Source organism: Bacteroides xylanisolvens, assembly GCF_018289135.1.
Classification (GTDB): Bacteria; Bacteroidota; Bacteroidia; order Bacteroidales; family Bacteroidaceae; genus Bacteroides; species Bacteroides xylanisolvens.
This window is the reverse complement of the sequence record NZ_CP072216.1, coordinates 1,855,560-1,867,563: the sequence shown is the minus strand read 5'-3', so window position 1 is coordinate 1,867,563 and position 12,004 is coordinate 1,855,560. Positions and strand designations below refer to the sequence as shown.

14 protein-coding genes and 1 riboswitch are annotated in these 12,004 nt (G+C 41.3%); of the genes, 3 read left to right on the top strand and 11 right to left on the bottom strand.

All coding sequences use genetic code 11. The annotated features are described in order from the left end of the window. Positions 1-26 precede the first annotated feature (26 nt). On the bottom strand, positions 27-353 hold the full coding sequence (locus INE92_RS07930) for a hypothetical protein (RefSeq protein ID WP_233476935.1): 327 nt from the start codon (positions 351-353) through the stop codon (positions 27-29). A 14-nt stretch (positions 354-367) separates the two neighbouring features. Next, positions 368-559, bottom strand: a complete 192-nt coding sequence (locus tag INE92_RS07925) for a hypothetical protein (RefSeq protein WP_211454437.1) — start codon at positions 557-559, stop codon at positions 368-370. A gap of 143 nt (positions 560-702) precedes the next feature. Here INE92_RS07925 and INE92_RS07920 point away from each other — a divergent pair, with 143 nt between their 5' ends. Continuing rightward, positions 703-1,155: a helix-turn-helix domain-containing protein gene (locus INE92_RS07920; protein WP_211454439.1), complete on the top strand. Its 453-nt coding sequence runs from the start codon at positions 703-705 to the stop codon at positions 1,153-1,155. Positions 1,156-1,657: 502 nt separating this feature from the next. Here the strand turns inward: INE92_RS07920 and INE92_RS07915 are convergent. After that, positions 1,658-2,221 carry a YdeI/OmpD-associated family protein gene (locus tag INE92_RS07915; protein WP_008643692.1) on the bottom strand — a complete coding sequence of 188 codons (564 nt, stop codon included), beginning with the start codon at positions 2,219-2,221 and terminating at the stop codon, positions 1,658-1,660. A 406-nt stretch (positions 2,222-2,627) separates the two neighbouring features. On the opposite strand from INE92_RS07915, the gene INE92_RS07910 reads away from it, so the two are divergent. Then, a complete protein-coding gene (locus INE92_RS07910) occupies positions 2,628-3,161 on the top strand; it encodes an outer membrane beta-barrel protein (protein ID WP_009039498.1) in 534 nt (177 codons plus the stop codon). A gap of 196 nt (positions 3,162-3,357) precedes the next feature. Then, positions 3,358-3,930, top strand: coding sequence for a porin family protein (locus INE92_RS07905; RefSeq protein ID WP_015531006.1), 573 nt, complete (start codon positions 3,358-3,360; stop codon positions 3,928-3,930). Between the two features lie 283 nt (positions 3,931-4,213). On the opposite strand, the gene INE92_RS07900 is transcribed toward INE92_RS07905, so the two are convergent. The 8 genes from INE92_RS07900 to thiS form a co-directional block, all read right to left on the bottom strand. Continuing rightward, positions 4,214-5,572 carry a transposase gene (locus INE92_RS07900; protein ID WP_172725346.1) on the bottom strand — a complete coding sequence of 453 codons (1,359 nt, stop codon included), beginning with the start codon at positions 5,570-5,572 and terminating at the stop codon, positions 4,214-4,216. A gap of 222 nt (positions 5,573-5,794) precedes the next feature. Next, the gene (locus INE92_RS07895; RefSeq protein WP_004313169.1) at positions 5,795-6,403 is read right to left on the bottom strand and encodes a thiamine phosphate synthase; all 609 of its coding nucleotides are present in this window, start codon (positions 6,401-6,403) and stop codon (positions 5,795-5,797) included. Positions 6,404-6,465: 62 nt separating this feature from the next. Continuing rightward, on the bottom strand, positions 6,466-7,158 hold the full coding sequence (locus INE92_RS07890) for a HesA/MoeB/ThiF family protein (RefSeq protein WP_008770632.1): 693 nt from the start codon (positions 7,156-7,158) through the stop codon (positions 6,466-6,468). Between the two features lie 4 nt (positions 7,159-7,162). Next, entirely contained in the window at positions 7,163-8,287 is a 1,125-nt protein-coding gene (gene thiH, locus INE92_RS07885; protein ID WP_004313167.1) for a 2-iminoacetate synthase ThiH, read from the bottom strand. A gap of 87 nt (positions 8,288-8,374) precedes the next feature. Beyond that, positions 8,375-10,072 (bottom strand): phosphomethylpyrimidine synthase ThiC, encoded by a 1,698-nt coding sequence (gene thiC / locus INE92_RS07880; protein ID WP_008643678.1) that lies wholly within the window; start codon positions 10,070-10,072, stop codon positions 8,375-8,377. 12 nt (positions 10,073-10,084) lie between these two features. Further along, positions 10,085-10,858, bottom strand: coding sequence for a thiazole synthase (locus INE92_RS07875; protein WP_008643676.1), 774 nt, complete (start codon positions 10,856-10,858; stop codon positions 10,085-10,087). A gap of 153 nt (positions 10,859-11,011) precedes the next feature. Further along, complete coding sequence (locus INE92_RS07870) at positions 11,012-11,632, bottom strand: thiamine phosphate synthase (RefSeq protein WP_015531007.1); 621 nt, start codon at positions 11,630-11,632, stop codon at positions 11,012-11,014. A gap of 4 nt (positions 11,633-11,636) precedes the next feature. Beyond that, positions 11,637-11,837 carry a sulfur carrier protein ThiS gene (gene thiS, locus INE92_RS07865; RefSeq protein WP_015531008.1) on the bottom strand — a complete coding sequence of 67 codons (201 nt, stop codon included), beginning with the start codon at positions 11,835-11,837 and terminating at the stop codon, positions 11,637-11,639. A 60-nt stretch (positions 11,838-11,897) separates the two neighbouring features. Beyond that, positions 11,898-11,991: riboswitch (TPP riboswitch) on the bottom strand. Positions 11,992-12,004 lie beyond the last annotated feature (13 nt).

Below are 12,004 nucleotides of genomic sequence, written 5' to 3'. Positions count from 1 at the left end.
CATATATGTTGTTTATGTAATACCCGTTATTTGTTTATAGAGTTGTCGTCCTTCGTCTTCCGTTTCTTTTCTTTGTCGGGCCTCTTAGCTATATAACCGTTATCTGTCCTTTGCAAAAGACGTAGGTCAGCTGTCCTATACTCAACTTTCCCCGGTCTTTTATAGCAAATGACATTTCCTTCACGTTTCCACCGTTCAACATTCCTGCGCCCGAATAGCTCAAAAGCCTTCCTTTGGCTGACAAAATCCGGGTCGTTACGCTCATCCTTCAAACGTCTGACAATTCTGGCTGACAGATCATTTATAAATGATTCATAAGAAATCAGCTTGTCTATGAACTGTATTACTTTCATACATAATTGGGTATTTATGAAACACGTGTAACTGTGATTGTCTGCTCCGCCCTGTCAGTCTTTGTCTTATACTGACGGCAGTAGATTGCACCTAACTCAGATGCTTGTGTACGGACACTCTTCAAGCGTGAAATGTGAAAGGTGACTGAATCGCCAACTCCAAGAGCCATGAGCATGGGACGGATTTTTTCCAAGATTTCTGCCATAATTGTTGGATGTTTAATGATTAATGTTTAACTTTGCATATATAATTCAATTATTACTATATGCAAAGTAACACTAAATGGTTTACATAGCCAAACAAAGTTTGATGAATTTTTGTTTAATCTTCAATTATTGATATTTATCTATGAAATTAGGTATTCAACAGGTTCATATAGGTCAGGCGATAGACAGGCGCCGGATAGAGCTTGGACTTAGCAAGTCTGAGTTTGGACGCAAGATTGGTGTTCCCCAGCAGCACGTCAACCGTATTCTTGAAAGGGAGACTATGGAAACGGTTCGCCTGGTTAAAGTTTGTGAGGCTTTAGACTTCAATTTCTTTGCATTGTTCAGTCCTATGCAGAATCAAATCTCCGCTTATCTTGCTGCCGTAACATTGGACGGGGATGCTCACAATAATATAGGTGATTCTGCTCTTGCTGCTCAATTGACGAAGGAGCAATCCACAGTCGAATCACAAAACGAGACCATCAAGCTCCTCAAAGAACAGATTGAGACTTTGAACGCACAGATAATTCGTCTTGATTCCAATCTAAAGGATAAAGATGCCATCATAGAACTTTTGAGAGAAAGGAGGTAATAAGACCACAAGATATATACCTTATAGATATTTCGCGCACGATGTTTCATATACAGGTAATTCTTTAACTAATTCTCTATTGTAACCGGTCTTCAGAAATCGAGTCCGTGCATTTGTACACACTGGCTAATGACGAAAATGGCGGTTATTTTTAGAAAAAGGCTTCAAAAACTCCTCTCAGTTCGCATACATATTACATACACCAAATTTGCAGTGTGTTGATTGTCAGATACGAATTGGAGGGGCGCAAGCCGCGATAGAGGAATAAAAGGCTATTTTTCCTGTTAGTCTGCCCCAGTTTACGAAAAACGCATACACATCACATACACCAAATTTGGTTAGTATTGATAATGAGTTGCATATCAAAGGGGCGCAGGCAGCGATAGAAGGATAGTCAAATACGCTGGTTAGGTACTTAACTATCTGATAAATAGGCTGTAAATACTTGTGAAAGTATTTGCAGTCTATTTTATTTTAGATTATCATTGATTTTTAGTTGGGATTAATAGTATTTCTCTATTCCGCCAAATCCTGTGATCTTTTTATTTTCTTTCGTTTTATTGATAAAGTTGTTTAATCGCTTTTCAAATTCTTCAGGTCGTTTTCTGGCTGCTTCAATGTATGCAATTCGGATACGTTTATATGCGTCGGAAAAATGGAGATAATTTTCCCATATTGTCTTATCTTCCTTCAATCTTTCAATTATATCATTGGGGAAAATGAAAGGATCAGATAATACATTTCGTATTTTATCCTCAAATTTGGGGTGTATCATTTTATTTTCCAATAGCCACTTAAGTCTTTCTTTGTTAGCTTGCGAATAGGTACTTTTAGGGTTTCTGGGTGTGAAATGCTGAATTTTATGTTCTTTGTCGAGCGATTTTATCGTACTGTCAATCCACTCGAAACAAAGAGCTTCTTCAACAGCGTCGTTGTATGTGATACTTTTTTCGCCTGAAGACTTGCTGGGAAATACAAACCAAACTTCATTGGCAGTCTCAAAGTTGTCATTCAACCACTTTCGCCAATCTTTTCTGTTCTCGAAATACTTTATTTCTATTGACATACCCAATCGTTTAAACTAACTGTTTTATTGCCTTTACTTTCATAATAACGAAGCATTTTACACTATACAATGTCAGTCAAACGCGTCTGTGTCTGATGGCTGAAAGGCTTACCACCCGTCAAAGATACTAAATCTTAAAGAAACAGTCCTCATTACTTCTTAAATCCTTTGGCTTATTATGGTATGACAACACTCACTACATGCAATATATTTGAATAAGAATCGATAGCAAGAATTTTGTGTTGCTATATAATATGATGTACAGAGTCTCCGTTAAACATTTATTTGGTGTTTATTATAAAAAACTAACTAAATGTTTGTTTGTTCATAAAAACTGCTTTACATTTGCACCCAGAAATCAATCGACCGAATTGGGGTCTAACGTTTAATTTAAAAAACAAAGAAAATGAAAAAGGGTTTATTATTGGTAGTTGTGATGTTAGCAACTATCGCTGTAAAAGCACAAGACATTTACGTAGGCGGATCTTTGAACGTTTGGCGTAACAGCACAGGCAACACTACTTCTTTTAAAATTGCTCCGGAAATCGGATACAACTTTAATGAAACATGGGCGCTGGGTGCTGAATTAGCGTATGGACATGAGTATGCAAACAAAGTTTCTATGAATTCATTTGACTTTGCTCCGTATATCCGTTTCTCTTATTATGAAAGTGGTATTGTGCGTTTATTCTTAGATGGAACCGCTTCAATCGGTTTTGATAAAGTGAAAGATGGAGATACTTTTAAAAGAGGTCAAGTCGGTTTGAGACCGGGAATCGCAGTTAAGTTGAATGACAATTTCTCTTTTATAGCTAAGTATGGTTTCTTGGGTTATCGGAGAAATATGGATTATGATGAGGATTATGCTCCTATTAAGCATTCATTCGGACTTAATCTTACTAGCGAAGACCTTTCAATTGGTTTCCACTACGCATTCTGATAAGAAGAAAAGTAATTCAACAAAATAGGAAAGGGAGTTCTCAAAAATAGGGAATTCCCTTTTTTTATGTATAATCTCTATAAATTACGCACTTGTTAACGAAAAAGTTGTTTAATACAAATTACAATTATACATTTGCATTGTTAAACAATAAGGTCAATAAAAACCTTTAGTATTAATTTAAAACTTTAAAATTATGAAGAAGAGTGTTTTGTTTGTTTTATTTGCGCTGATTTCAGTAGCAGGTTTTTCTCAAATTACAGGTTGGAATGCCAAGGTAGGGATGAACTTTAGTAATTATACAGGTGATCTTGATCTGAATGCAAAAGTTGGCTTTAAGCTTGGAGGAGGTTTTGAATATGCTTTTAATGATACATGGTCATTGCAGCCTTCATTATTCTTGACTAGTAAAGGTGCAAAGAAAGATGGAAATAGCATTAATGCAATGTATTTGGAATTACCGGTAATGGCTGCTGCACGTTTTAATGTTGCAGATAATACGAATCTTGTAGTTAATGCAGGTCCTTATTTTGCTTGTGGTATTGCTGGTAAAACAAAATTTGATTTAGGAAACGATACAGAACGTAAAGTTGATACTTTTGGTGATGATGCTTTGAAGCGTTTTGATGCAGGTCTTGGCGTAGGAGTTGCATTGGAATTTGGTAGAATCATTGCAGGTTTGGATGGTCAATTCGGTTTGGTTGATGTGCAGAAATTTGGTAATCCTAAAAACATGAACTTTTCTATTGTTGTAGGATATAAGTTCTGATAAGAAAACACTGAAAAAATAGAGAGCCGTTGCAGAAGGTAATTCGCAACGGCTTTTTTAGGGATATTCAGTAAATGTTCCTCTTTCTAAAAAATCAAGAGAAAAGCTTTGCTTTACGTGAGCTTTTCTCTTGATTTTTTCGTTCAACTCTCCCAGTCTTCTATCTTTTTTGTAGAATATTGTTTACATATTCTTATTTTTTCCTTCCCACCCATGCATTATGTACATGTCTTTTTTAGGGGAAGTTAAAACCTCTCCTGTTTTTCCTGTTATTTTAGTTAGATTATGCTGCCTTTCTTTTTTTCTTTTCGACCTTTTCTATCATACATACCGCATTGGCTGTATGTATCCCAAAGAAAATCCAAAGTACTTCCGTTTTCCTGTTTCTAGCTTTTATCCTGGCCAGTGAGTAATGTTGTTTCTGCGTTCCAAAACTTCCTTCCAGGCGGGTAGCTCTTTCACGGCTGAGTTCCGACCGTAAGATTTTCCGAAGCGGCTCATCTTTGGCAGCTCTGCCCTTACGCTTAAAGGAAGTACTTATATGATATTTTGTACAAAATTTCCGGTTGGCATTATTGGCATAGATTGAATCCGCCGCAAGCGCCTTAACCCTAACCCCGGTCAGTTGTTGTTGCAGATGAATACAGTCTTTCAAACGTACTCCTTCGTTAAAAGCCTTAAAGGAGATATGTTCTATAAAGGAGATTCCGTCTATCTGTATATTGTTGACTTTGGCTCCGAATTCAACGGATTTGGTTTCCTTGCCTCTGATAATGGGGCGAAGGTAATGCCGGTCGATACTCACGATACGGTTGGACACTTTTTTGCCTGCAAATAAATTCTTCCCTTGCTCAAGGACTGTCTGTATGACCGAGAAACGTCTTTGGTAATCAGAGGATAGTGTAAGCCTGTTCCTGTAGGATGAATGAAGCAGCTCCAGCTGGTCAAGTAACTTTTCCAATAACTGAAGTAACCTTCGTGTAAGCATACGAGTCTGTGATTTCCTGCGTTTACGCAGTTTGCTATAAGCAAGATAGGCACGGCGTACATCAAGATACTTGTTACGGGGACGTTGTATGTGCAAGGTCTGGCAATGTTTGCACAGATGACGATGAAGCCATACAATACCTTCCCATAAGAGTTTGGTATCAGTAGGGAAACGCAGATGACTTTCATAACAGGTGGCATCGGTCATACAGACATGAAGGTTCTCAAGATAAGGTGTCCAATGCTCGGCAAGAATGAGCTGGAGGGACTCAACGTCAAGGCGATCCGCTAGTTCCTGACGAATTGCACTAACGATTTTAGGATTGGTTAGTGGATGAAGCGGATCAATCTGAACACCACAAAATAACTGGTAATGAATATTACCGTTTAAATGCTCAATCAGTTGTGCATCGGAAAAGTTGGTATAGGACTTCAAGACCATCAAGGCTATTTTACCTTCGGGAGAAAAATAACTTTTACGCCCAAAAGGAGAGGACTTCAAATGCATTTGTCGGGCCAGTTCCGAGAAAGGGAACAGAGAATGGAGGCGACCTAATTCACTCGTTGCAAAACTTTGACGATATTTTTTAAGCATATCGAACTCGGTAAAACCTAAACAAGGTTCGATTTCTGAGATTTTTTGTATCTTTACCATGTGTTTTTATTTTTAATTACCCCCGTTTTGGCCGTCAAACCGTTTTTTGGGGGGAATGCTTAAAGATACAAAAAAGGCAACTAACTCGCAATGAATTAGTTGCCTTAAATTTTATTATTTTAGGAATATCCCTTTTTAATATTTCATAATTGGGAAAAACACTTCTCTTATTGGATAAAATGAGGAAGCATAACCAGTTAGTTTTATGATCGGCTATATTTATTAATCTGATAGTTTCTTCAGCTTTTTGAAATGCTCGATTACGGCTAAATAATTTTGGTCCTGACAAGCGTCGAATCTATTCCAGAGATCTCCTAAGACGACAGCCCCTCCGAAACCGAAATCCTTAATCTCCAATAAATTGTCTTCATTGATACCTCCCAATGCCATCACTTTCGAGTCGATAATCTTGGCTCTTTGTGCTTCGCGTAACTCTTCGGCAGTGTATGTTGAATAGTAATTCACTTTAGAGATACTGTCATAGATAGGGCTCATAAAAACATAGTCGTAAAAGTGCTTTCTGTTTTTTACCTCCTCCACTGAATGGCAGGAACAACTGATATGACCATAATAATCATGCGGTTCTTTGGGGTTACGCGCATTCAGGTGAATTCCCATCAGGTTGAATTCTTCTTTTAGATAAAAATGCTCATGTGTAACGATGCGACGGTGATATTTATCCGGAATAAGTGTCAATAGCCGTTCCGAATACATAGCCGGAGTCTCCGGCTTTCTAAGATGTAGGACATCCAGCCCCTCTTCGAAAAGAGCGGTAATAATCTTATCTTCTTCGACGAAGAAAGTAGGGGTGGTAACTACAATTAGTTTCATTTCTTTTGTTAAAATTGGATTGTTTAGCAAAGTTACTAATTAACTATGTCAGAAACCAACCTTTATAGTGAAAATTTGTTAGATTGCAGTGTCCGCAGGTCAATTGTCCATAGTTCGCCGGCTAAAACATCACCAAAGCCACAGATTATTTTCAATACTTCCGTAGCTTCAATGCTCCCTACAATGGCAGGAGTAACCCCCATCACTCCTTTGGGCGGAGGAGGCATCCGTTGCATTTCTTCTTCATCGGGATAAAGATCCCGGTAGTTTTTCTTTTGATTTCCGTAGTTGAATACAGAAACCTGTCCTTCAAAACCGCAGATAGCACCATATACGTAGGGCTTTTTCTGTTCAATGCAAATGTCGTTAATCAGGTAGCGGGTGGCAAAGTTGTCGCAGCCATCCACCACTATATCATATTCCTGAATGATATCATACGCATTGTCTTTCGTCAGCCGGGCAGCGTAGGGGTGTATTTCGATTTCACTGTTGAGAGCGGAGAGCCGTTCCGCAGCACAGATAGCTTTTGGTTTACCTAATTCCTTTTCGGAATAGAGCACTTGTCGTTGTAGGTTGGTGATGCTTACCAAGTCATCATCTACCAGTCCCAGGCATCCCACACCTGCACCTGTCAGGTAGAGGGCGATGGGAGAGCCCAGCCCTCCCATGCCTACAATAAGCACTTTGGCTTCCTGCAGTTTCTTCTGACCTTCTTCTCCGACTTCGGGAAGTATAATTTGTCTGTCGTATCGCATCTGTTTATCTTTTAAAATCAAAAGACTGATCCCAATCTTTCCAGACGGGTTCACGACCCAGTTTTTTCAAATCACGTTCCACTTCAACCGCCTTTCGCTCATCACTTACGTGAAATTGTTCCAGGGTTTGAGGATAACTGAAATATCCTCCCGGTTCAGTTTTACTTTCCGCACTCATGGTGGTTACGCCAAGTGTTGCCATGTGGTTTCGGATTTCTGCGCTCTCACGGGTAGAATAAGAGATATCTACATCATGGTCGAAGATTCGCATGGCGAATGTAAGTTGGGCGAGTTCCCGGTCATTCATGACTACATTCGGCTGGAATCCGCCGTTTTCAGACGGGCGCATACGCGGGAAGTTTACGCTGTATTTCGTTTTCCAGTAATGTTTCTGTAAATAACGCAGATGATAAGCCATCATCGTTACGTCGGTTCTCCATTCCTCCAGGCCGATCAGGACACCCATACCAATCTTGTGTACACCTGCCTGTCCCATGCGGTCGAAGCCGTTTACACGCCATTCGAATTTTGACTTCATGCCTCTTGGATGATACGTTTTGTAATTTGCTTTATGGTAAGTCTCTTGAAAACAGATCACTCCGTTCAGGCCATGATTGGTTAGCTCCTTGTATTCTTCCGCTTTAAGAGGCATTACTTCAATTTGTAGGTTGCTGAAATAAGGCTTTGCCAAATCCAACGCCCGGGCAATGTATGGGACACCTGCTGCGGCCGGGTTTTCACCGGTTACAAGCAGTAGATTCTCAAAAGGAGCCAACCTTTTGATGGCTTTGTATTCATTGACAATCTCTTCCTCTGTCAATATCGTTCTCTTCATCGGATTGCTGATGTGAAAACCGCAATAGACACAGGAATTGGTACATGAATTAGTCAGGTAGAGCGGTACAAACATAGAGATTGTCTTACCGAACCGTTCCATTGTATATTTCTGACTAAGGCGTGCCATCACTTCCAGATAAGGAGTGGCGGCAGGTGAAATCAGCGCCATAAAGTCGTTGACATCCAGATGCTCTTTTTTACCCAACGCACGGCGTACGTCAGCATCTGTTTTGGAATAGATGGCTTTTGTCGTCTCTTCCCAGGATATTTTTTCTAATTCGTCTGAGAACATTTTATTCAATTATAAATTAAAAATTGAAAATTAAAATGAGGGGAGAGAGGTAGGTCAGTGGCCCGACGTTTTGTTTCTCCCCACTCATTATTTATTGCCTTTGGCACTTTTCTTTAAATCGCGTGACAATCTCATTGCACAGAAATTAGGTCCGCACATCGTACAATATTCTCCATCGATATGGTGTCCTGCACGGAAATAGGTCTGCGCCCGTTCCGGATCGAGAGACAGGTCGAACTGGTCTTTCCAGCGGAACTCATAGCGAGCTTTACTCAATGCGTTGTCGCGTACCTGTGCACCCGGGTGTCCTTTTGCCAGGTCAGCGGCATGAGCGGCTATCTTGTAGGTAATAACTCCTACGCGTACGTCTTCTTTATCAGGTAAGGCAAGGTGTTCTTTCGGGGTGACATAACAAAGCATAGCCGTCCCCAACCATCCGATTTGTGCGGCACCGATAGCAGAAGTGATATGGTCGTATCCGGGAGCAATATCCGTCACCAACGGGCCGAGCGTGTAGAAAGGGGCGTCATGGCATTTTTCAATCTGACGTTCCATGTTCTCTTTAATTTTATGCATCGGAACGTGTCCGGGGCCTTCAATAAATGCCTGAACATTTTTATCCCAGGCACGGAGCACCAGCTCTCCCATGGTATCGAGTTCGGCAAACTGCGCTTCATCGTTTGCGTCGTAGATAGAACCCGGACGAAGTCCGTCACCTAATGACACGGCTACGTCATATTGTGCCAGAATATCACAGATATCGTCAAAATGATCGTATAAGAAACTTTCCTGATCGTGTACGAGGCACCATTTACTCATAATACTTCCTCCACGGCTGACAATGCCGCACAAGCGATTATCGGCAAGATGAACATTATGACGGCGAATCCCTGCATGGATGGTAAAGTAATCGACCCCTTGTTCACATTGTTCAATCAATGTGTCCCGGTAGATTTCCCAGGTGAGGTCTTCCACTATGCCATTCACTTTTTCAAGTGCCTGATAAATAGGAACAGTGCCTACTGGTACGGGACAATTACGGATAATCCATTCACGTGTTTCATGGATGTTTTCTCCTGTGGAAAGATCCATCAACGTGTCTCCACCCCATTTGCAGCTCCACAGTGCTTTCTCCACTTCTTCATCAATGCTGGAGGTAGTAGCCGAATTTCCGATGTTCGTATTGATTTTTACAAGGAAGTTACGTCCGATAATCATCGGTTCAGCTTCCGGGTGGTTGATGTTGGCCGGTAGTACAGCACGTCCCTCCGCAATCTCCTGACGAACAAATTCGGGGGTAATGTGAGTTTTAATTCCCAGTTCCTCACAATTCATATTTTCGCGGATCGCTACGTATTCCATTTCAGGAGTGATAATTCCTCTTTTGGCATACGCCATTTGGGTGATTGTTTCTCCTTTTTTAGCACGGTAGGGCAGGGCGATGTGTTCGAAACGTAAGTGATCGAGACTTTTATCATCTCTTCTCATTTGTCCGTATTCCGAAGTAATTTCAGGCAACTGTTCCACGTCACCACGACTCACGATCCATTCTTCACGCATGCGGGGCAGTCCTTTTTTGAGGTCAATGTTCATTTCTGCATCACTGAACGGTCCGCTGGTATCATATACATATATTTCCGGATTTGGTGTTGCTATCTTTTCTTCGCCTTCAAAGCTGACACTGGGCACTTGCTCCACTTTCCGCATGGCAACGCGGATATTCGGATAAAGTTTACCGGGTAAATAGACTTTCTGCGAGCGGGGGAATTTTATTTTTTGTTCCATAGTTTATTTGTTTTAATCAAGAAAAGCCGTTAGAGGTGAACTTGCTTCTGCTACGAAGTCGATGGCTTGTAATCCTAATCCTGCTTCGTAAGCCTGTCTTCCGGCTTCTGTAGCTGCTTTGAATGCTTTAGCCATTTCTACCGGATTTCCGGCAACGGCTATTGCAGTATTCACTAATACAGCGGAAGCTCCCAGTTCCATTGCTTCGGCAGCATGGCTTGGCGCGCCGATACCGGCATCCACTACCACCGGGATACCTGCCTGTTCGATAATGATTTGCAGGAATTCTTTTGTCTGCAATCCTTTGTTCGTACCGATGGGTGCACCGAGCGGCATAACGGTAGCTGCGCCTGCTTCTTCCAGCCGTTTGCAGAGTACAGGGTCAGCCTGGCAATAAGGTAACACGATAAAGCCCAGTTTCACCAGTTCTTCCGTAGCTTTCAGTGTTTCGATAGAGTCGGGGAGCAGATAGCGCGGGTCCGGATGAATTTCCAGTTTCAGCCAGTTTGTTCCAAAAGCTTCGCGAGCCAGTTGTGCGGCGAAAACAGCTTCTTCCGCGTTACGTACACCGGAGGTGTTGGGCAATAACTGAATATTCGGATGAATAATATGTTTCAGCATGTCGTCCTCTTTGTTATCCATGTCGATTCGTTTCATGGCAACAGTTACCATTTCCGTACCCGAAGCCAGAATAGCTTGTTCCATTACTTCATTGGAATTGAATTTTCCTGTTCCCAGAAAAAGACGGGAGCTAAATTCGCGTCCCGCAATTACTAACTTTTCCATTCTATATATTTTAGTTGATTATTTAAATGCTGATTTTTTGAGACAGAAGAACATAAGAACAAAAATAAAACAGTAGAAATAATTATCTAAGTGCAGCTTTTATGTTCTTTTGTTCTTCTGTCTGAATTAAAATTCCATTTATCATTTGACAAATTATAGATCACTTTCAATGATTCTACGTGTTTCTTCTACCGGATTATCTGCTCCGAGAATAGTTCCTGACAGGGCTATTCCATTTACTCCTGTATGAAGTATGGCAGGAATATCCTCAAAAGTGATTCCCCCGATAGCTACAACGGGGATTTCGATATTCGCTTCCTTCATCTGTGAAAGAATAGAAGAATAGCCCTCCAAACCCAGTACAGGGCTTAGATTCTTTTTAGTGGTAGTAAACCGGAAAGGACCAATGCCGAGATAATCGGCTCCGGCACGATAGTGCTGTACCACATCTTCGAAAGTGTTTGCAGTGCCGCCGATAATAAAGGCTTCACCAAGTATTTGGCGGGCCTGGTCGATAGGCATATCCTTTTTGCCTAGATGTACACCGTCCACTTCCAGCTTTTTGGTCAGTTCGACGTGGTCATCCAGAATCAGGATTGCTTCGTGCTCTTTGCAAAGCGGCTTCAGTTGCAGGGCTACTGCTTCCACTTCTTCGAGAGGAGCGTCTTTCATACGTAGCTGGATCCATTTGCATCCGCCTTCGAGTGCCATACGTGCCGATTCGAGGTACGAATACTGTTCGGTCTGATGCGTGATAAATTGTAGACTAATCATCTCCTTATCCTCCACAAGCAGCTTTGATAATCACCAGGTTGTCGTTCTCGTGTAGAATGAAACACTCCCATTCGGTACGGGGAATCATTTTGTTGTTTACGGCGATAGCAATGCCTTGAACCGGAAGTTCGAGCTGTGCTGTCAGTTGCGTAAGGGTAGAGTCAGGAGACGTTTCCACCTCTTTGTTGTTCACTTGTACTTTCATTGTCCTATCAGAATAAATAAGTTGAAAGTAAATACAAAGAGCGTGCTTAAATGGAAAGGCGATAAGAAGAAACACAATCCCTACGTCAGTATTAACTGCCTCAGGTTCCTAGGGTATAATCTCAGCCCCTCATGGGGCACCCCTTTGTCTTTACGGGAGCAAAGTAA